23 protein-coding genes are annotated in these 19678 nt (G+C 70.9%); 17 read left to right on the forward strand and 6 right to left on the reverse strand.

The window, feature by feature from the left end:
* Positions 1 to 141: 141 nt before the first annotated feature.
* From ACFQ6S_RS12135 to ACFQ6S_RS12185, 11 genes are all read left to right on the forward strand, one after another.
* The gene (locus ACFQ6S_RS12135; RefSeq protein ID WP_383406866.1) at positions 142 to 1047 is read left to right on the forward strand and encodes a LysR family transcriptional regulator; all 906 of its coding nucleotides are present in this window, start codon (positions 142 to 144) and stop codon (positions 1045 to 1047) included.
* Positions 1048 to 1160: 113 nt separating this feature from the next.
* Positions 1161 to 1625, forward strand: a complete 465-nt coding sequence (locus ACFQ6S_RS12140) for a cobalamin B12-binding domain-containing protein (protein ID WP_383406868.1) — start codon at positions 1161 to 1163, stop codon at positions 1623 to 1625.
* Positions 1622 to 2944 (forward strand): methylaspartate mutase, encoded by a 1323-nt coding sequence (locus ACFQ6S_RS12145; protein ID WP_383406871.1) that lies wholly within the window; start codon positions 1622 to 1624, stop codon positions 2942 to 2944. Before ACFQ6S_RS12140 ends, ACFQ6S_RS12145 begins: the two co-directional genes overlap by 4 nt.
* A complete protein-coding gene (locus ACFQ6S_RS12150; RefSeq protein ID WP_383406874.1) occupies positions 2941 to 3960 on the forward strand; it encodes a transporter substrate-binding domain-containing protein in 1020 nt (339 codons plus the stop codon). The genes ACFQ6S_RS12145 and ACFQ6S_RS12150 overlap by 4 nt, the downstream gene beginning before the upstream one ends.
* A gap of 69 nt (positions 3961 to 4029) precedes the next feature.
* Positions 4030 to 5058 carry a DMT family transporter gene (locus ACFQ6S_RS12155; RefSeq protein ID WP_383406877.1) on the forward strand — a complete coding sequence of 343 codons (1029 nt, stop codon included), beginning with the start codon at positions 4030 to 4032 and terminating at the stop codon, positions 5056 to 5058.
* Positions 5055 to 6107 carry an aspartate-semialdehyde dehydrogenase gene (locus tag ACFQ6S_RS12160; protein WP_383406880.1) on the forward strand — a complete coding sequence of 351 codons (1053 nt, stop codon included), beginning with the start codon at positions 5055 to 5057 and terminating at the stop codon, positions 6105 to 6107. Before ACFQ6S_RS12155 ends, ACFQ6S_RS12160 begins: the two co-directional genes overlap by 4 nt.
* Positions 6104 to 7204 carry an aspartate kinase gene (locus tag ACFQ6S_RS12165; RefSeq protein ID WP_383406883.1) on the forward strand — a complete coding sequence of 367 codons (1101 nt, stop codon included), beginning with the start codon at positions 6104 to 6106 and terminating at the stop codon, positions 7202 to 7204. The genes ACFQ6S_RS12160 and ACFQ6S_RS12165 overlap by 4 nt, the downstream gene beginning before the upstream one ends.
* Before the next feature lie 6 nt (positions 7205 to 7210).
* Complete coding sequence (locus tag ACFQ6S_RS12170; protein WP_383406886.1) at positions 7211 to 8278, forward strand: TauD/TfdA family dioxygenase; 1068 nt, start codon at positions 7211 to 7213, stop codon at positions 8276 to 8278.
* Between the two features lie 236 nt (positions 8279 to 8514).
* The gene (locus ACFQ6S_RS12175) at positions 8515 to 9888 is read left to right on the forward strand and encodes a Tat pathway signal sequence domain protein (RefSeq protein WP_383406889.1); all 1374 of its coding nucleotides are present in this window, start codon (positions 8515 to 8517) and stop codon (positions 9886 to 9888) included.
* Positions 9889 to 9990: 102 nt separating this feature from the next.
* Positions 9991 to 10392 carry a DUF3052 domain-containing protein gene (locus ACFQ6S_RS12180; RefSeq protein ID WP_383406891.1) on the forward strand — a complete coding sequence of 134 codons (402 nt, stop codon included), beginning with the start codon at positions 9991 to 9993 and terminating at the stop codon, positions 10390 to 10392.
* 122 nt (positions 10393 to 10514) lie between these two features.
* The gene (locus ACFQ6S_RS12185) at positions 10515 to 11408 is read left to right on the forward strand and encodes a glycosyltransferase family 2 protein (protein ID WP_383406894.1); all 894 of its coding nucleotides are present in this window, start codon (positions 10515 to 10517) and stop codon (positions 11406 to 11408) included.
* A 311-nt stretch (positions 11409 to 11719) separates the two neighbouring features.
* Here ACFQ6S_RS12185 and ACFQ6S_RS12190 read toward each other — a convergent pair whose 3' ends face one another.
* Together ACFQ6S_RS12190 and ACFQ6S_RS12195 are read right to left on the reverse strand one after the other, a co-directional pair.
* A complete protein-coding gene (locus ACFQ6S_RS12190) occupies positions 11720 to 13423 on the reverse strand; it encodes a bifunctional 3'-5' exonuclease/DNA polymerase (protein WP_383406897.1) in 1704 nt (567 codons plus the stop codon).
* A gap of 34 nt (positions 13424 to 13457) precedes the next feature.
* Positions 13458 to 14225, reverse strand: a complete 768-nt coding sequence (locus tag ACFQ6S_RS12195) for a Clp protease N-terminal domain-containing protein (RefSeq protein ID WP_383406900.1) — start codon at positions 14223 to 14225, stop codon at positions 13458 to 13460.
* A gap of 111 nt (positions 14226 to 14336) precedes the next feature.
* On the opposite strand from ACFQ6S_RS12195, the gene ACFQ6S_RS12200 reads away from it, so the two are divergent.
* Positions 14337 to 15461, forward strand: coding sequence for a DUF2786 domain-containing protein (locus tag ACFQ6S_RS12200; protein WP_383406903.1), 1125 nt, complete (start codon positions 14337 to 14339; stop codon positions 15459 to 15461).
* Positions 15462 to 15467: 6 nt separating this feature from the next.
* On the opposite strand, the gene ACFQ6S_RS12205 is transcribed toward ACFQ6S_RS12200, so the two are convergent.
* The 4 genes from ACFQ6S_RS12205 to rpmB form a co-directional block, all read right to left on the reverse strand.
* Complete coding sequence (locus tag ACFQ6S_RS12205) at positions 15468 to 15986, reverse strand: DUF4232 domain-containing protein (RefSeq protein WP_383406906.1); 519 nt, start codon at positions 15984 to 15986, stop codon at positions 15468 to 15470.
* A gap of 52 nt (positions 15987 to 16038) precedes the next feature.
* Positions 16039 to 16512 carry a hypothetical protein gene (locus ACFQ6S_RS12210; protein WP_383409201.1) on the reverse strand — a complete coding sequence of 158 codons (474 nt, stop codon included), beginning with the start codon at positions 16510 to 16512 and terminating at the stop codon, positions 16039 to 16041.
* A 160-nt stretch (positions 16513 to 16672) separates the two neighbouring features.
* A complete protein-coding gene (gene rpsN, locus ACFQ6S_RS12215; RefSeq protein WP_383406908.1) occupies positions 16673 to 16978 on the reverse strand; it encodes a 30S ribosomal protein S14 in 306 nt (101 codons plus the stop codon).
* Entirely contained in the window at positions 16978 to 17214 is a 237-nt protein-coding gene (gene rpmB, locus ACFQ6S_RS12220) for a 50S ribosomal protein L28 (protein WP_383406911.1), read from the reverse strand. Before rpmB ends, rpsN begins: the two co-directional genes overlap by 1 nt.
* A gap of 62 nt (positions 17215 to 17276) precedes the next feature.
* Here rpmB and rpmG point away from each other — a divergent pair, with 62 nt between their 5' ends.
* The 5 genes from rpmG (at position 17277) to ACFQ6S_RS12245 (ending at position 19666) form a co-directional block, all read left to right on the forward strand.
* Positions 17277 to 17441, forward strand: a complete 165-nt coding sequence (gene rpmG, locus ACFQ6S_RS12225) for a 50S ribosomal protein L33 (RefSeq protein ID WP_383406914.1) — start codon at positions 17277 to 17279, stop codon at positions 17439 to 17441.
* Between the two features lie 8 nt (positions 17442 to 17449).
* Positions 17450 to 17698 (forward strand): type B 50S ribosomal protein L31, encoded by a 249-nt coding sequence (locus tag ACFQ6S_RS12230; RefSeq protein ID WP_383406917.1) that lies wholly within the window; start codon positions 17450 to 17452, stop codon positions 17696 to 17698.
* On the forward strand, positions 17698 to 18873 hold the full coding sequence (locus ACFQ6S_RS12235; RefSeq protein WP_383406920.1) for a CobW family GTP-binding protein: 1176 nt from the start codon (positions 17698 to 17700) through the stop codon (positions 18871 to 18873). The genes ACFQ6S_RS12230 and ACFQ6S_RS12235 overlap by 1 nt, the downstream gene beginning before the upstream one ends.
* A gap of 4 nt (positions 18874 to 18877) precedes the next feature.
* Positions 18878 to 19111, forward strand: a complete 234-nt coding sequence (rpsR, locus tag ACFQ6S_RS12240) for a 30S ribosomal protein S18 (protein ID WP_383406923.1) — start codon at positions 18878 to 18880, stop codon at positions 19109 to 19111.
* Positions 19112 to 19387: 276 nt separating this feature from the next.
* Entirely contained in the window at positions 19388 to 19666 is a 279-nt protein-coding gene (locus ACFQ6S_RS12245; protein ID WP_383406926.1) for a DUF397 domain-containing protein, read from the forward strand.
* Positions 19667 to 19678 lie beyond the last annotated feature (12 nt).

A 19678-nucleotide genomic window follows, 5' to 3' on the forward strand; every position in this document is an offset into this window, starting at 1 on the left:
CGCGATGGGCCGTCGATCGTCTGCGGGTCCCGTCGTGAACGGTCGCGCTCACGCGGCGGAGCCGCAGATCGATGCAGCCCCGCGCCCCTTGGGGGGCGCCCGACTTCGTCACTCATCACCGAAACCCGCCTTGGAGCCACTGTGGACATCCGTCAACTGACGACCTTTCACAAGGTCGCCACGCTACTCAGCTTCACCCGCGCCGCGACCGAGCTCAAGTACGCGCAGTCCAGTGTCACGGCACAGATAAAGAGCCTCGAGACCTCGCTCGGCGTCGAGCTCTTCGAGCGGTTCGGGGGCAGGATCCAGCTCACCCAGGCCGGCCAGCGGCTCATGCCCTACGCCGAACAGATGCTGACGCTCGCCGGCGAGGCCCGGGGAGTGGCCGTCGACGAGGGAGAGCCCTCGGGCCAGCTCACCATCGGCACCATGGAGAGCGTCACCTCGTACCGGATGCCTCCGGTACTGGAGTTCTTCCACCACCGCTATCCGCATGTGCAGCTGGTGCTGCGGCCCAGCCTCTGCGCGGAGACCCTCCACTCGCTGCGCCAGGGCACCTTCGACATGGGCTTCCTCATGGAGGCGGAGACCCGGCACTCGGGTGTGGAGAGCGAAATGCTCGGTCGCGAGCCGCTCGTGGTCGTCGCCGCCCCGAACCATCCGCTGGTCGCCGAGGAGAAGGTGACCCTGGATCAGCTACGCGAGGTGCAGGTACTGGCCCCGGAGGCGGGCTGCGCCTACCGGGAGCTGTTCGAGGCCGAACTCAACGACGGCACGGGCGAGCCGGTGCCGTTCCTGGAGTTCGGCAACATCGAGTCCATCAAGCGTGGCCTGGCGGTGGGGCTAGGCGTGAGCCTGCTGCCCACGATGACCGTGGCCGACGACATCGCCGCGGGGACGCTCGCCGCGCTGGCCTGGGAACCGCCGTTCGAGGTCTTCACCCAGCTCGCCTGGCGGCGCGGTCGGCAGCTCACCCGCGAAATGCGCCTCTTCATCGACCGGACGATGGAGTGCATGACGGCCGAGTACGCCTCGGCGGACGCCTGATCGAAGGTGTTGATACCGGGCATCGCGTTTTCCATGCCGCCGTCCCTGGACGCGATTATGCGCACCCAGACATGATTTTCGCGGTCCGTCGCTCATCGTATGGAGAAGAATTCATGTCGAACGTCATGCGCCAGCGCAGGAAATTCATCGTGTCGAGCGTCTCCTCCGACGCCCACATGTGGAACCTGGTGTTTCTTCAATTGCTGCTCGAAGAGCACGGCGGCGAGGTGCGAAATCTCGGAGCCTGCGTTCCGGACGAGGTCATCATCGAGGAGTGCCGAGCGGAGAAACCCGACGTCCTGGTCCTCAGCACGGTGAACGGACACGGCCATCTCGACGGACTCCGGCTCATCCGGAAGATACGCAAGGAACCCGATCTCAGGGAACTGCGCGTCGTCATCGGCGGAAAGCTCGGGGTGCGCGGTGCGGAAAACGTCAGGTTCATCGAAGAGCTGGCGGCCGGCGGTTTCGACGCCGTATTCGAGTCCGAGGGCGGACTGCAGGATTTCCAGGAATTCCTCGCGGCTTTGAACCCGGCGTCCCGGCCCGCACTCTCTCCCGTGGAGGCGGCCGCATGAACAGCGCCGCCGCTCCGGAGCGCACCACCGGTTCAACGTTGGTTTCCGCGCCGCGTCGCGGCCGTTTCTCCTCCTTCGTCCACCGGGCGAAGGACGAGGGCAGGCTCGTCGTGCAACCCAGGATGGGCTTCGCCGAGATCCCCGTCATGCGTGAGGGGCTGCGCGCCGTCCGCGGGGCACAGGCCACCGCTGTCGGCACCGTCACTCTGGACAGTTACACCCGGGTCAACGACCACGACTCGGCCCGCAGCGCGCTGCGCACCGGAGCCGAACTCAACGGCTTCCCGCTCGTGGCGCACGGTCCGCAGGCCACCCGGCAGATGCTCGACGGCCTGGCGGGAGCGGACTTCCCGGTCCAGGTCAGGCACGGCTCCGCGCTGCCGTATCCGCTGTTCGAAGCGATGGTGGCGGCGGACATCGACGCCACCGAGGGCGGTCCCGTCTCGTACTGCCTGCCCTACAGCAGGGCGCCGCTGTCCCAGGCCGTCGACGCCTGGTCGCGCTGCTGCGAGTTGCTCGCCGCCCAGGACGAGCAGATGCACCTGGAGAGCTTCGGCGGTTGCATGCTGGGCCAGTTGTGCCCGCCGAGCCTGCTGGTGGCGCTCAGTGTGCTGGAGGGAATGTTCTTCCAGGAGCACGGGCTGACCAGCATCTCCGTCAGCTATGCCCAGCAGACCAGCAGGGGTCAGGACTTGGAAGCCCTGGCCGCGCTGCGCCGGCTCGCGGGCGAGCGGCTGGGCGGAACCGACTGGCACGTCGTGCTCTACACCTACATGGGCGTCTACCCGCGCACTCCGGTCGGCTCCTTCCGGATCCTGGAGGACAGCGCGCGCCTAGCGGTGCGCAGCGGGTCCGAGCGACTGATCGTCAAGACCCCGGCGGAGGCGTACCGGATCCCGACCGTCGCGGAGAACGTCGACGCGCTGGAGTTCGCCTCGGCCGTCGCCGCCGACGAGGCCGCCCACGGCGAACCCTGGGCCGCCACCTCGACGGGCGTGTACGAGGAGGCCCGGCTGCTGGTGGACAGCACGCTGGAGCTCGCCCCCACGGTGGGCGCCGCGCTGGTGCGGGCCTTCGCCCGCGGCCATCTCGACGTGCCGTTCTGCCTGCACCAGGACAACGCCAACAAGTCCCGGGCGTACGTCGATCCCCGCGGCCTGCTGCGGTGGGCGAAGCCCGGCGCGATGCCCCTGAAACCGGAGCCGTCCACCGCCGCACGGCCGCTCACCGCGCAGAGCCTGATCGACATGCTCGCCTACAACGAGCGGCGATTCGACCGTGAGCAGCTGACCCGAGTACCCCAGTGGAGCCTGTCATGACCACGGCGACCGCGATAACCGCCGAAACGACCACCGCCGAAACGACCAGCGCGGAAACGACCACCGCCCACACGAGGAGCCCGTCTCCGACGCTCGACGCGGTCCGTGACCGAGGCGCCCTGCGCGCCGTCGTCAGCCGGGGCATCCTCGGACTGTCGCAGTGCGACGACGGCCGCTGGGCCGGTCTGGACACCGATATCGCGCGCGCCGTGGCCGCCGCCGCCCTCGGCGATCCCGAGGCGGTCCAGTGGCTGCCGACCGATCCGGCCGAGCGCCTGGACCCGCTCGCGGCGGGGGACGCCGAGCTGACGGTCTGCAACCTGACCTGGACGCTCGGCCGTGAGGCGCGGTGGCCGGTGCTGTTCGCCGGGGTCACCTGCTACGACGGCGAGGGGTTCATGGTCCGCGCGGACAGCGGAATCCAGGACCCCGCGCAGCTGGCCGGGGCCCGGGTGGCCGTGCAGGCCGGAACCACGAGCGCCGCCAACCTCGCCGCCTGGTACGGCAGGCGGGGCCTGTCCGTCGAGCCCGTGACCTTTCCGACCCCGGCCGCGGCCCTGGCCGGCTATGCCGGCGGCGAGTGTGTCGCGTACGTCCTCGACCGGACCGCGCTGGCCGGTGAGCGGGCCACGCTCCCCGATCCCGCGGCCCATCGCGTCCTGGACGCGTCGATCTCCCGCGAGCCGATGGCCGCCGCCGTCCGCGACAACGACCCCCACTGGTACCGGCTGTGCCGCTGGGTGCTGCAGCTGCTGCTCGCCGCCGAACACCACGTCGACGAGGCGGGCCCGGACAACCGGGCCGAGGCCCTCGCGGAAGCCGCTCGGCTCGCGGGTCCGCACGGCAGCGCGGTGGGCCTGGACGAGGGCTGGGCCGCGCGGGTCCTGCAAGCCGTCGGCACCTACGCCGACATCTACGAGCGCAATCTGGGCGGCGCTTCCGGACTGGGCGTGCCGCGCGGACTGAACGAGCTGTGGACCCGAGGTGGTCTGCACTACGCCGTACCCCTGCACTGACGAGAACCCGTCCGGCCCACGACCGGCCGTGCCCTGACCGCCTGCGCACCCCGCGAGGAAGGAACCTCCATGAGTACTGACACCCGTTCCGCCGGTACCGAGTTGAAAGGAACCGTGGAACTGACGATCGCCATGGTGCTGTCCGGCACCCTCGGCATCTTCGTCATCGAGTCCGGCGCCTCCCCGTTCAACGTCGTCTTCTTCAGGTGCGTCTTCGGAGCCGTTGCCCTGGGCCTGTACTGCCTGGTGCGCGGGTTCTTCAAAAACCACGGCTTCACCCCGAAGAAGCTGGGCCTGGCGGCCCTGGGCGGCGTCTTCATCGTCTTCAACTGGGCGTTTCTCTTCGAGGCCTACGAGTCGACGTCGATCTCCGTCGCCACCGTCGTCTACCACACGCAGCCGTTCTACGTGGTGCTGCTGGGCTCGGTGCTGTTCCGCGACAAGCTGACCGCCACCAAGTTCGGCTGGCTGGGGGTCGCCTTCGTCGGGCTGATCCTGGTCGCGGGGGTCTCCGTCTCCGACTTCCAGGACAGTGGTCAGAACGGCTATCTGATCGGCCTCGGACAGGCGCTCCTGGCCGCCCTCTTCTACGCCTTCGCCACCGTCATCACCAAGCGGGTGACCGGGGTCAAGCCGCACCTGGTCGCGCTGATCCAGGTGACGCTGGGCATCCCGCTGCTGCTGCCCTTCGCCTCCTTCGCCGACATGAACGGCCTCGGCGCGGACTGGGGCTGGCTGGTCGGCCTCGGCCTGATCCACACCTGCCTGATGTACATCCTCATGTACTCCTCGTACCAGAAGCTGCCCACGCCGAAGATCGCCGTTCTGGCCTTCATCTACCCGGCGATCGCCATGCTCTGCGACTGGGCCGTGTACGGGCACAGCATCAGCCTGCTGCAGGCGCTGGGCATTCCGCTGATCGTCGCCGCCAGCCTCGGCGTCAACCTCGGCTGGCGACTCGGGCCGCGCCGTAGCGACACCACGCCCGCCGCGCCGGCCGCCGCCGCGCCTGCCGCCGCCGCGCCGGCCGCCGCCCCTGCGGCCGCCCCCGCCACCACCCCTGCCGCCGAGAAGATCACGATCGGAGAGTCCCGATGACCCTGGTAACGGACCCCGCGGAGCCGACCGCGCCCCGCGTCGCGATCGTCGGAGCCACCGGTGCCGTGGGCAGCACCCTGATCGAGCTCATCGAGGAACGGGGCCTGCGCTACCGCGAGTTGCACCTCGTCGCCTCCTCCCGCTCGGCGGGCCGGATGCTCACGGTGGACGGTGCGCAGTACGAGGTCCAGGCGATCGAGACCTTCGACTTCTCCCAGGCCGACGTGGCCTTCTTCTCCGCCGGCACGTCGGTGAGCGAGAAGTGGGTGCCCGTCGCCACCGCCGCCGGCACCCTGGTGATCGACAACACCATCGCCTTCCGCATGGACCCGGACTCCCCCCTCGTGGTGCCGCAGGTCAACGCGCACGAGCTCGACCGGCGGCCGAAGAGCGGCGTGATCGCCAACCCCAACTGCTCCACCATTCCGCTGGTCCGGCTGCTGCGCGGCGTCGAGGACCGGTGGGGCATCCGGCACGCGGTGGTCAGCACCTATCAGGCCGCCTCCGGCCTCGGCTACACCGGCGTCGAGGAGCTGCAGGGTTCCACCCTCGCGTCCCTGAACGGCCCGGACTCCGCGTTCGAGCCGGAGCACTTCAAGCCGTCGCTCGCCTTCAACGTCATACCGAAGATCGACCGCTTCCTGGACTCCGGCTTCACCATGGAGGAGCAGAAGATGCTCCAGGAGTCGCGCAAGATCCTCGGAATGCCGCACCTGGACGTCACGACCACATGTGTCCGCGTTCCCGTCGTGAACTGCCACTCGGAGGCCGTCTACATCGAGTGCCACGAGCCGGTGGACCGCGCCGAGCTCGTCGAGGTCCTCGGCGGCCTTCCGGAGGTCACCGTCCACGACCGGACCGACCTGAAGGAGTTCCCGACACCGGCGACCGTGGGCAGCTCGGACCGCGTCCACGTCGGCCGGGTCCGGATCACCCAGAGCAATCCCCGCGCCTTCTGGCTGTGGCTGGTCGCCGACAACCTGCGTATCGGTGCCGCCCTCAACGCCTTCCAGATCGCCGAGGAACTGCTGGAACGGGGCACACTGTGACCCCACCTGCCGTGCTGAAGTTCGGCGGATCCAGCTTCCGTACGCTCGCCGCGTACGGCTCACTCGCCGAGGCTCTCGGGCGCCGCGTCGACGAGGAGGGCACCAAGCTGGTCGTCGTGGTCAGCGGACAGCCCGGTGAGACCGAGCAGTTCCGGGAGCGGCTGAGCCACATCAACCCGCACCCCGAGGACGAGACCGTCGCCGGCCTGCTGACCCTGGCCGACACCATCGGGGCGCAGCTGCTCGCCACCGCCCTGCACCGGCAGGGCCACAGCGCCACCGTGCTCGCCGGTCACCAGCTGGGACTCGTGACCAACTCGGCGTTCATGTGGGCGAGGCTGGAGCAGTCAAATCCCGGGCCGCTGAGGGACGCACTACGGGAGAACGACATCGTGGTCGTCCCCGGGGGGCAGGCCGCCGATGCCCAGGGCCGGCCGACCTGGCTCGGCAAGAACAGCTCCGACCTGTCCGCGGTGGCCATCGCCGCCGCACTCGGCGCCCCGCGCTGCGAGATCCACTCCGATGTGGACGGCATCTACAGCACCGACCCGCACCTGGTCACCGGCACCCGGCTGCTGAAGGAGGTCTCGTACAACATCGCGGCCCTGATGTCGTTGTACGGGGCGAAGGTCCTGCACCGGCGATCCGTGCGGCTGGCGCAGAAGCACCGTATCGACATCGTCTGCCGGCTCAACCGTGCCCCCTTCCCGGAAGGCTCGGTGATCGGCACGCGGGGCGCCTCGGCCTCGGCCGTCGTGCTCAACCAGCGGTCGACGGTGCTGCGTTACGAGTCCGAGGGCGAGGCGGACCGTGCCTACGCCGCCTTCCACGGCGCCAACATCGACACCATTCGCCTGACCACGGGTCCGCTGGTGGCCGTCGTCGGCGGCTTCGTCGACCTGGAGGAGTTCCAGCGCCGCCAGGGCCTGATGCCCGGCTCCTTCGCCGGTATTCCGGTCACGGCGCTGCGAGGCAGCAAGGTCGCCACGCATCTCGCCGCGAGCGAGGACGAGGCGCTGCATCTGGCGCAGCGCCTGCACGACGAACTCCAAGACCCCGACGCCCTGTTCCCCGAACCCGAATTGCTGGGAGTGTGACACCGGATGACCACCCTTGCCGACCACCCGCTCGACGCCGACCGCAGCAGTGCCGTGTCCGGGTCGGCAGCCCGCTCGTCGGTACCGACCTTCGCTCGGATCGAACTGCCCGACGAGGTGCGCGACGCCCTGGGCGCCGGGCTGGCCGAAGTGGGCGACCCGAATGCCGACATCGACTGGTCGATGACCCGCTACCTGCAGCTCTTCGCCGGACTGCCGACCCCGATCCTGCAGCAGATCCTCGACTTCGGCCGCCACATCGACACCCCCGGTGTCACGCTGGTCGACAACCTGCCCGTCGACGAGCGGCTGCCCGACACCCCCTCGGACGGCGGTCCGAGCCGCGACAAGCGGAGCTTTGTCGCGGAGGGAGCGCTTCTGGGCCTGAGCGGGCTGCTCGGCGAACCCCTGGGCGTACGGACGGAGAAGTCGGGTCAGCTCGTCCACGACGTCATCCCGGTCCCGGGCGGCGCGATGACCCAGACCAATCAGGGCTCGGAAGTCTTCCTCAACTTCCACAGCGACATCATGCACGACGTGATCGGCCGCTACGACATAGCCAATCCCGACTTCCTGGTGCTCAGTTGCCTGCGTGCCGACCACGAGGGCATCGCCGGCACCCACTACGCCGACGCCCGCGACATCTCGGCGGCGCTCGCCCCCGAGGTGCTGGAGACGCTGCGCTCTCCGCTGTTCCGGCTGAACGCGCCCGGCAGCTATGTGCGTGATGTCGCCGGGGGCGCGGAGGTGCTCTCCGACCCGGTGCCGATGATCAGCGGCAACGACGAGTACCCGGAGATCGCGATCTCCGCCAACGGTGTCCAGCCGCTCACCAGCGGCGCGCGGGCCGCCCTCGACAAGCTCCAGGAGGTCTGCCGCGACGTCGCCCACAGTGTCAAGCTCCGGCCGGGCCAGACGCTGCTGATCAACAACCGCAAGGGCGTGCACGCGCGCACCTCCTTCACCGCCCGGTACGACGGCCAGGACCGCTGGCTGCAGCGCACTTACGTCCGGCGCAGCCTGTGGAACATCCGCTACCGGGTGACCCCGGAGAACCGCCGCGTCCACTACTGATCCGGAGCGCGTCCTGTCTCACGACGACCCGCATGCAGCCCATGGTGACCGGCGCGAAGGCGCCGGTCACCGCGGCGTTCCCCGGTGTTCCAATCCCGTGCCATGCCAAGGGCGTTGACCCGCCCCACGTGCACCAGCAGAATGGGCGCGCATCGTTGAGAGCGCTCTCAGCAGAGCGCTCGCAGCATTGCTTCTCAGGCACGTGCCCAACGGTCGGCATCATCCGAGGGGGACCCATGTCCGGCAGACGACACCCGGCGCCCAGCCGTCGCGCACTCCTCGGGGCCGGCCTCGGCGCCGCGGTGATCGGCGTGACCGGTGCGGGATCGGCCCATGCCTCCCCGGCGGCCTTTGCCCAGGCCCGCGCCCACGCCTTCCTGACCGCCGCCATGGACGCCTACCCCGACCACGGCACCACCCGCCTCGCCCAGAGCTACGCCGACCAGGCCGGCCTGTTCAGCACCGCCTTCACCTACGACAACGCCCTCGCGATCCTCGCCTTCATCGCCGCCCGCACCACCGGCGGACGGGACAGGGCCGTCGCCCTCGGGGACGCGCTGCTGTACGCCCAGGCGCATGACCCGGTGCACGACGACGGCCGGCTGCGTCAGGGGTACAACGTCGGGCCGTACACCTTCTACGACGGCTCGCGGCAGCCGGACGGGTTCGTGCGGGCCGACGCGACCGTCAACGTCGGGACGCAGTTCGGATTCACCGGTACGGCCGTCGGGGACATGGCCTGGGCCGGGATCGCGCTCAGTGCGCTCGCCGGGCGGACCGGGAAGCGGCGGTTCCTCGAGGGGGCCGTGCGGATCGGGGAGTGGATCGAGCGGAACGGCCGTACCGATGAACCCCTCGGGGGGTACAAGTTCGGGGTCGACGGGGGCAATCAGAAGCTGCCCTTCACCTCCACCGAGCACAACACCGACCTCGTCTGTCTGTTCGGGCGGCTGGCCCGGCTCACTCGGGACCGGGTCTGGCTGGAACGGCGGGCTCGTGCCCGGGAGTTCGTCGAGCGGATGTGGGAGACGGACGGAGGCTTCTTCTACACCGGCACCAATGACGGGGTGAACATCAACACCTCGCCGATTCCCGAGGACACCCAGACCTGGACCTGGCTCGCCCTCGGCTCCCGTGCGCACGCAGGGTCGCTGGACTGGGCCGCGCGTGAGCTGGCCGTGTTCGACCACGCCGGGCGGCGCAACAGCACGGTGCCGGCGGGGCAGTCGTACGAAGGGGTCACCTTCGGTTCCGCCAGTCTCCTCGCGAACGAGGACGCCCCGATCGCCGACTCCCAGCCGAAGCCGGACCGGAACGGTGTGTGGTTCGAGGGGACCGCCCATCTCGCGCTGGCCCTGCGGGAGCGGCGCGGCGGACGGGGTGACGAGGCGCGGGCGCGCCGGCTGATCGGCTCCGTCGAGCGGGCCCAGGATCTGCTCGGGGGCGGCCAGACCGTCGGCGGGCGGGCCCTGCCCGAGCGGGCGGGGGTCGTGTCGGCGAGCAGTCCGCTCGACACCGGCTTCGGGTTCGGGTACTACCCGTACCGGCATGTGGGGGCGACGGCCTGGTACCTGATGGCGGCCACGCGCTTCAATCCGCTGCGGGCCTGAGCGTCTGCCGGACTCGACGGCCGGCGATGTCACTGACGCCTCCGGCGAGTGTGGCGCGGGAGAATCGGGCACCTCGGATTCCCGTGCAGGGAGATGACCGCGATGAGTGACTCCGGTACGCCGCTCGCCAAGAAGATCGGCATCAAGCCGGGCCACCGGGTCCGGCTTCGGCATGCGCCGGACGGATGGGACGTACCCGGACTGCCGGAGGCGTGCGAGGTGGGCGAGGGAGGTCCGCGTGGCGCGGACGTCGCCGTCGCGTTCTACCGGTCGTACGGCGATCTCGTCGCCGAGGGCCCCGGGCTGGTCGGTGATCTCGCCGATGACGCCATGCTGTGGATCGCCTGGCCCCGACGCGCGGCCGGCCATGTCAGCGACATCACCGAGAACGCGCTGCGGGACCTGTTCCTCCCGCTCGGCGTCGTCGATGTGAAGGTGGCGGCGCTGGGGGAGGACTGGTCGGGACTCAAGTTCGTACGGCGCCGTGAGAACCGCCGTTCGTAGCCCGCCGCACGTGATGCTCCGCTCTCTGATCACCCGGCAGGAGGGCGAACTTTAGACGTCCCTACCGTGAACCACTAGCATCGCGCCGGTAATCGCAGCCGGGACGAGGCGAGGGGGCGGGCATGACGGAGCTGAGGATCGCGGTCGCCGTGGTGACCATGGGCAACCGTCCCGCCCAGGTCGACGCCCTGCTGGAGTCCGTCGCCAAGCAGGACCTCGACCCCGCCCGGATCGTCGTCGTCGGCAACGGCTGCCCGCTGCCCGAGTACGCCGAACGGCTGGCATTGCCCGGCGAGTTCACGGCGATCGAGCTGGACGAGAACCTGGGCTGTCCGGGTGGACGCAACGCTGCCCTGGAGCGGCTGCGCGGGTTCGGGGACATCGACGTCGTGGTCGAGCTGGACGACGACGGGCTGCTCGTCGACGCCGACGTACTGCGCAGGGTGCGTGATCTGTACGCCGCCGACGACCGGCTCGGCATCGTCGGTTTCCGGATCGCCGACGAGCACGGGGAGACCCAGCAGCGCCACGTGCCGCGGATCGGCAAGTCGGATCCGCTCAGGGGCGGCTATGTCACCTGCTTCCTCGGCGGCGGGCACGCGTTGCGGACGGCGATGCTGGCCGAGACCGGTCACTGGCCGGCCGAGTTCTTCTTCGCGCACGAGGAGACGGACCTGGCGTGGCGGGCGGCCGACGCTGGCTGGCGCATTCTCTACGCCCCCAAGCTGCTCCTGCAGCACCCGAAGACCTCGCCCGCCCGGCACGCCATCTACTTCCGGGTGAACGCCCGCAATCGGGTGTGGCTGACCCGCCGTCGGCTGCCGTTGCCGCTCATCCCGGTCCATCTGGGCATCTGGGTCCTGCTCACCCTCACCCGCACCCGGTCGCTCGGTGGTCTGCGCGCGTGGTTCGGCGGCTTCATGGAGGGGGTGCGGGAACCGGCCGGAGAGCGGCGGCCCATGCGGTGGCGCACGGTGTGGCGGCTGTGCCGGCTGGGGCGGCCGCCGGTCATCTGAGGGGGAGGGGGAGCGGGACGCGGGTCCCGGTCGCTCACCTCCGACGACCGGGACCCACACGTCCCCGGATCCGGCCACGGCGGCGACGCTCCCCCGAGCTGCGCGTCGTACGCGCGCGCCGTCGGGCCGGATCCGATGTGTTGATCAGATTAAGCCATGTCAACAGAGCATCAACATCTGGCCAAATGTGTTTCGTGACACGCTGTGGTCACCGGCCGCCGGGCCATTCACTCGCCCCAAGAGGCGCACCCCAGGGCGCCCTTCGCGGGTGCGCACGGTACGCCCGGCCGGTTGTGGAGCCCGTCGGCCGCTCACTTCGCATCCGCATAACACTCCACCACCGCGGTGGTGAACGGAAACCGCACCGGCGTCTCCCCGAACGTCAGCCGTCCGGCCAGCTCCGCCGCCTCCCGGATCGCCGCCACGACCGCTTCGGCCTCCTCCTCCGGACAGTGCACGATCACCTCGTCGTGCTGGAAGAAGACCAGCTCGGCCGCCATCCCCGCACAGGTCTGCCGCAGCGCGGCGAGCAGCAGCAGCGCCCAGTCGGCGGCGCTGCCCTGCACCACGAAGTTGCGGGCGAAGCGGCCCCGGGCGCGGGCGTTGGTGGAGGCGTACCCCCGGCCCCACTCCTGCTGCCCGGAGCCCTCGGCCGGTTCGTCCGGCCCGTCCGCGACCGGGATCCCGGCCTCCTCGGCGATGTCGTCCGTCGCCCCGGCCGCCGGCGGACACGTCCGGCCCAGCCACGTCCGCACCAGCCGCCCCTCCTCGCCCGCCCGCGCCGCCTCGTCGACGTACGCCACCGCCTTGGGGAAGCGGCGTCTGAGCGCGGCGAGGTTCTTGAGCCCGTCGCCCGAGGTCTGGCCGTAGACGGCACCCAGTACGGCGAGCTTGGCCTGGGCGCGGTCGCCGGAGAAGGCGCGGTCGGAGACGGACTGGTACAGGTCGCTCTCCCGCCCGGCCACCTCCATCAGCCCGGGGTCACGGGAGATCGCGGCGAGCACACGCGGCTCCATCTGGTCGGCGTCGGCCACGACCAGCCGCCAGCCCGGGTCGGCGACCACCGCACGCCGGATGACCTTCGGGATCTGCAAGCCGCCCCCGCCGTTGGTCACCCACCGCCCGGTGACCGTCCCGCCCGCGATGAACTCCGGTCTGAACCGCCCCTCGCGCACCCAGTCCTGGAGCCAGGACCAGCCGTGGGCCACCCAGATCCGGTACAGCTTCTTGTACTCGATCAGCGGCTTCACGGCCGGATGGTCGAGGGACTCGATCTCCCAGCGCCGGGTCGATCTGATCTTGATCCCGGCCTGTGCGAAGGCCTTGATCACATCGGCCGGCAGATCGGGCCGCACCCGGCGTCCGAACGCCGCCGACACCTCGTCCGCCAGCTCGGCCAGCCGCCGCGGCTCCCCGCCGCCCGCGTACCGCTCGCCCAGCAACTCGTGCAGCACCCGGCGGTGCACCTCGGCGCTCCACGGCAGCCCGGACCGGTTCATCTCGGCGGCGACCAGCATCCCCGCCGACTCGGCCGCCGTCAGCAGCCGCATCCGCTCCGGGTGCGCGGACCCCTCGTGCCGCCGCTGCTGCTCGGTGTACACCGCGACCAGGTCGGCGAGCGGCACATGGAGCGCCTGGGGCTCGAAGAGCGAGGACTGCGAGCCGGGTTCGGCCGAGCGCTGCGGCGGATCGGGCGGCACGGGGCCGCCGCGCAGCCGGGCGAGGGCGGCGGCGGCCGACCTCGGCTCGCCGTACCGTCCCTCGTGGCCGAGCAGGAGGGTCTCGGCGTCCTCGATGTCGTAGCACCGCTCCACTCGCACCCCCGTGGCGAGCAGCCGCGGATAGATCTCGGCGGTGGACCGCCACACCCACCGCGCGACCTCCGGCCGTCCCCGCACGGCCGAGGCCGCGTCCGGCTCCCGTCGCACCGGACCCGCGAGCAGCCCGTCCGGGCCGAGGGGGGCGATCTCCACGCCGCCGTCCTCGGCCGGAGCGAGCGCCCACCGGTCGGTCATTCTGCGAGTGTGGCACCCGGCACTGACAACGGCCTCAGCCCTGCGCCCCGCCCTCCTCGCGGGCCTTCTTGGCGGTCTCCTCGCCGCTCTTGAGGAACTGGGAGAGCACCTCGACGACGTAGTCCTCCACCCCCTGCTTGGTGAGCCCGAGCCCGTACAGGACGCCGGTGCCGTTCTCGAACTCCAGCAGGGCCAGCAGGATGTGCTCGGTGCCGATGTAGTTGTGGCCGAGCCGCAGGGCCTCGCGGAAGGTGAGCTCCAGGACCTTCTTGGCGTCGGAGCCGTAGGGGATGAGCTCGGGGACCTCGTCGGCCGCGGCCGGCAGCGCGGCTCCGGCGGCCTGGCGCACGGAGTCCAGGAGAACGCCCTTGGCCGTGATCGCCCTGGCGGCGATGCCGTCCGGCTCGGCCAGCAGTCCGAGGACCAGGTGCTCGGGCCGGCCCTCGGGGTTGCGGGCCGCCACGGCCTCGTTGTGGGCGGCCATCACCACATTGCGGGCACGCGGCGTGTAGCGGCCGAAGCCCTGCTGGGGGTCGAGGTCGGTCCCCTCCTTGGGCACGAACCGCTTCTGCGCGGCCTGCCGGGTGACGCCCATGCTCTTGCCGATGTCGGTCCAGGAGGCGCCCGATCGGCGGGCCTGGTCCACGAAGTGACCGATCAGATGGTCGGCCACCTCGCCGAGGTGATCGGCGGCGATCACCGCGTCCTCGAGCTGGTCGAGGGGTTGGTCGTGGCCCTTCTTGATGGCCGCGATGAGTTCGTCGAGACGTACGGATGACGTGATGGTCGGGTTCGTCGACATGTGTCAACCGTAGGTTGACACCCTTCATGTGTCAACCGATGGTTGACATCGGGTTCGGGGCGAGAGCAGGCCGCACCCACACGCCGTGCCGTACGGATTTACGATCCCCTGGTGAGCACGCCCAGTACGCCCGGCACCGTCGACCGCGCCTTCGAGTCCGCCCTCTACGACACCGAGCACACCACGCTCGACACCGGCGCCTCCCTCCTCGCCGCCGACTCCGCGGCGGACGCCGAACTCGCCCGGCGCGGCGAGGAGTTCGTGGCGGCGGCCTGGCGGCGCGGCTGGCAGCCGGCCGACCTCGTACGGCTGGTGCGGCGCGATCTGGAGGACATACATGTACGTCTGCTCGCGGCGCTGATCCGCGCGCAGACGCCTCACGACCGTCCCCGCGGGCCCCGCTGGCAGGCGCAGCTCGACGATCTGCCCACCGAGGCGCCGGCCCGCACCGACCGCTTCTCGCACGCCACCGCCGTCCTGGAGCTGTACCGCCTCCTGCTGCGCCTGCCCACGCTGGAGCCCCTGGACCAGGCGGCCGAGCCGGCCGCCGGGGACCCCAGGCCCGAGTCCCGCATGCTCACCCGTATCCGCGCGCTGCTGGCGAAGGCGGAGGCGACCGGGTTCCCGCAGGAGGCGGAGGCGCTCAGCGCCAAGGCGCAGGAGCTGATGGCCCGGCACAGCATCGACGAGGCCCTGCTGGCGTCCCGTACGGCCGCCGCCAAGGACGCGCCCGGCGCCTGCCGGATCGGTGTGGAGCCGCCGTACGAGCAGGCCAAGGCCGTTCTGCTGGACGCGGTGGCGAGCGCCAACCACTGCCGTGCCGTGTGGAACGAACCCTTCGGCTTCTCCACGGTCGTCGGCTTCGAGGCCGACCTGGAGGTGGTCGAACTCCTCTACACCTCGCTCCTGGTGCAGGCCCAGACGGCGATGACGAAGGCGGAGGCGGCGCAGCGCGCGGGCGGCCGCAAACGGACCAAGACCTTCCGGCAGTCGTTCCTCGCGGCCTACGCCCACCGCATCGGCACCCGCCTGGCCGCGGCGGCACAGACGCAGGTGACCGACGACCTGCTCCCGGTCCTGGCCTCCCGCGAGGTCGCGGTGACGGCCCGCCTGGACCGAATGTTCCCCGAGACCACCACGACCCGGCTGCGCGGCGTCAGTGACGAGGCGGGCTGGGTGGAAGGTGCCGAGGCGGCCGACAGGGCGCAGGTGTCTCCCCGCCGGCCGCTCCGCTGAGGGACGTCAGTCGCCGGACCGCTGGAATCCGCTCACCGAGGCGTCCGGGGTCTTCCCGTCGCTCTTGAGCGCGACGACGCCGTACGACCACTTGAAGTTGTGTGTCTCGGCGGACCCGGGCAGCCGGACCTTCGCGGTCTTGACGGCGAGGCCCTTGCCGCCGCCGTCGGCGCCGCGGACGTAGGTGAGCGTGAAGGACGTGGCGGCGCCCTTCGCGACGGTCGTCCTGCCCGCCGTGACGGCCGCGTCCGGCGCGACGGCGGCCGTGGTGCCGCCCGCCGCGAACTCGACGGTGGGCAGCCCGTCCAGGACACACTCGCCGCCGCCGCGGTTGGTGACGGTGACGGGCACGTTGCCGGTGTCCCCGGCGGCGGGGGCGGCGTTGCCTGGTCCGAACTCCAGGGCCAGCTCGGCCACGCAGTCGGAACCGCCCTTGCTGTTCTGCTTGCTGTCCCCGCCGTCGTCACAGGCGGTCAGGAGAAGGGCCGCGGCGACGGCGGCGACGGTGAGGGAGGTGGCGCGCATGGGGTCCTCTGGCAGTGGCGTCAGTGATCGCGGGCAGTCCCCGAATCAAACATCACGATCCCAGACCGGCCGTGGGCAGTCCCGTAGGCAGCTGGCCGCCTTCGGCCTTGGTGTACGTCTCGGCGCCGAGGCCGCCCTCCCAGGTCACCTTCAGCGAGGTCTTGCCGACGGAGTCGACCATCCCGGTCGCCCGGTCCTTGCTGCCGTCGGTGCACTTGAGGCGGATCATCCGCATCCCGCCCTCCTCGCCGGCGGTTCCGCTGCACACGGTCCCGCCGGTCGCGAAGAGCCCGACCTGCTTGCCGGTGACGACCAGCGCGACGGCCTTTCCGTCGGTCGTGGCCAGCCAGCTGCCCTCCAGCGCGCCCGCCGCGGAGGACGACCCGCCGCCCGTACCGCCGCCGGTGTCGGCACTGGCGGACGCGGAGCCGCTGGGGCCGGCGTCGTCCTTGGTGTCGCCGTCGCCGCTGCACGCGGTCAGCGCGAGCGCGCCGGCCATGGTCGCGGCCACGGCGGCGGCCCGCATCCGTCGGCCCGACATCGTGCGCGTACCCGAGAAAGTCGCCGAGGTCACTGGAAGCTCCCAAGCTGTAGCGGTCGGCATACGGCCGTTTCGGCCGACGTGGCCGAAACGCCCGCAGCAAGTTACCAGGGAGTCCTGTCGTGACCCCAGAGCCCCACCCGGCCTACCAGGACGCCTTGCGCACTCCCGGCAGATACCCGGCGTGTGCCTGCTCCCGCAGCCTCACCCGGGACAGTCCGAAGGCGCGGAGGTAGCCACGCGGCCGCCCGTCCACCTGGTCGCGGTTGCGTACGCGTGTGGCGCCGGCGTCCCGGGGCTGTCCGCGCAACTCGCGCTGGGCGGCGAGCCGTTCGGCGTCGCCGGAGGACGGCCGGCGGATGATCTCCTTCAGCTCGGCCCGCCGGGCGGCGTAGCGCGCGACGATCTCCTGCCGCTGTCGATTCTTGGCGATCTTGCTCTTCTTGGCCATCAGACCTTCACTCCCCGCGCGCGGATCCGGGCGACGGCCGCCTCGACGCCGATGACGTCCACGGTCCTGATCCCCCTGGCGCTCAGCCGCAGCCGCACGTGCCGGCCTTCGCCGGGCAGCCAGTAGCGCTTGGTCTGGATGTTGGGGTCGAAGCGGCGGGAGGAGCGCCGGTGGGAGTGGGAGACGGTGTTGCCGAAACCGGGCCGGGCGCCGGTCAGCATGCAGTGGGCGGACACGGGTGATGTACCTCTCCTCGTTCGTTACTGTTAATGGAATTCATTTTCAGTAAGGTAGCAGCATGGCACGCAACGAACTCCGCCCGGTCATCAAGCTCCGGTCCACCGCCGGGACCGGCTACACGTATGTGACCCGCAAGAACCGCCGCAACGACCCCGACCGGATGACCCTGCGCAAGTACGACCCGGTCGCCGGCCTGCACGTCGACTTCCGAGAGGAGCGCTGAGTACCGCCATGCGCAAGGGGATCCACCCGTCCTACGGCCCGGTCGTCTTCCGTGACCGCGCCGCGAACCACGCGTTCCTGACCCGCTCGACGATGGCCGGCGAGAAGACGATCGAGTGGGAGGACGGCAACACCTACCCGGTCGTCGACGTCGAGATCTCGAACGTCAGCCACCCCTTCTACACCGGCACGGCCCGCGTCCTGGACACCGCCGGCCGCGTCGAGCGCTTCGAGCGCCGGTACGGAAAGAAGGGCTGATGCTCTCCGTCGTGATCGTCGGCGGGCTGCACGCCGACGCCCGCAAGGCCGCCGTGGCGCAACTGCTCGCCGACGTCCCCGGCAGTGTCGTGCTCCACCACGACCTGGCCACGGCCGCCGCCGGCACGGTCGTCCGCACGATCCGGGACGCCACCGGCCTCGTCGGCGCCGGCGAGGCGCCGCTGGTCAACGACTGCGCCTGCTGCGCCCTGCGCGAGGACCTGGTGCCGGAGCTGCTGCGGATCCGGGACGCGGGCGGCACCCGGATGGCGGTCGTCGAACTCTGGGACTCCGTGGAACCCAAGGCGATGGCCGAGGTCGTCACGGCCGGCGGGCTCACGGTCACCGGGGTGATCACCGCGGTCGACCCAGCCCTGGTCCTGCCGTACCTGGGCGATGGCGACGACCTGGCCGAGCGCGACCTGGCGGCCGCGGCGACGGACCAGCGCACGGTCGCCGACACCTTCGCCCGCCAGCTCGAATACGCCCCCGTCCTCGCCGTCGCCGACTCCCCGGAGGCCGACGACGAGGACCGCGAACTGCTCGCCCAGCTCCACCCGACGGCCCGCCAGGTCCCGATCGGCCAGGTCACCCCTGCCGACGACCTGACGGTGCCGGCCCCGCGCCGCGGCCCGCTCACCCCCCTCGCCCAGGCGGCGTTGGCCGGCTTCGACGTGGAGTCGGCCGCCGCTGCCCAGCACCCGGCGTGCGCGCTGCTCCCCGCCGACGCCGACGCGCACGGAGTGGCCACCCTCGTCTGGCACCGCCGCCGGCCCTTCCATCCGGAGCGGCTGTACGAGGCACTGGAGGACATCACCTGCGCGGCCGCCCGCAGCCGGGGCCGCTTCTGGCTCGCCGACAAGCCCGACGTACTGCTGCACTGGGACGCGGCGGGCGGCGCCCTCTGCGTGGAGAGCGCGGGCCCCTGGCTCGCCTCCCTGCCCGACGCGGCCTGGGACATGCTCCCGCCGGTACGCCGGGCGGCCGCCGCGCTGGACTGGCACCCCGAGCACGGCGACTGCTGCCAGCACCTGGTCTTCACGTCCCCCGGCCTCGACCGGGACGGTCTGTGCCGGCTCCTTGAGTCCTGTCTCCTCACCGACACCGAGTACGCCGCCGGCCGCGATGCCTGGAAACGGCTCCCGCCCGCCTTCGACACCCTCCTGGAGGTCTGACCCGATGCCCCGCATCCCCGCCCGCAAGCCCGCAACGCCCCGCCCCAACCCCCTTGACCAGGCCGGCATCACCTACATCGACTACAAGGACACCGATCTCCTGCGAAAGTTCATCTCCGACCGGGGCAAGATCCGCAGCCGTCGCGTCACCCGAGTGACGGTCCGGCAGCAGCGCCGACTGGCAAAAGCGATCAAGAACGCCCGCGAGATGGCACTGCTGCCGTACACGAACCGCTGAACTCGCGGTCGGCCACCGTCAACTCCCCGAACCGGACTGTCCCTTAGCGTTTGGAACACCAGGGCCTCGGAACGCGTCTGTTCCTAGTGCGCGAGGGAATCGCATGTGACGCGATCCATGGGGCATGCGCTGGAACGCAAGCAGGGCCGCGTACGTCACAGGAGTAACCACAGGAACACCCCGCGTGCACGTGCATCTGCTCATGCAGTTGCACGTGAACAGAGCTATGATCCGGAAGCAGTTGACTGCCGCACCACTGCACCACCTCTTGCCTCAATGGCCTCGAGCCACCGCACCACCGGGGAGCGACCTGTGGACCACGACGTGTACAACGGCATGGCGGCCACGGATCTGAACGGGGTCGCCTGGCAGAAGAGCCGGCACAGCAACTCGCAGGGCTCCTGCGTGGAGTTCGCGAGGCTCCCCGGAGGCGACGTCGCGGTACGCAACTCGCGCTTCCCGGAGGGTCCCGCCCTCGTCTACACCCGGGCCGAGATCGAGGCCATGCTCCTGGGTGTCAAGGACGGCGAGTTCGACCACCTGGTCGTGGGCTGAACCAGCACCTCA

The sequence above is a fragment of the Streptomyces sp. NPDC056479 genome (genome assembly GCF_042795335.1).
Taxonomy (GTDB): domain Bacteria; phylum Actinomycetota; class Actinomycetes; order Streptomycetales; family Streptomycetaceae; genus Streptomyces.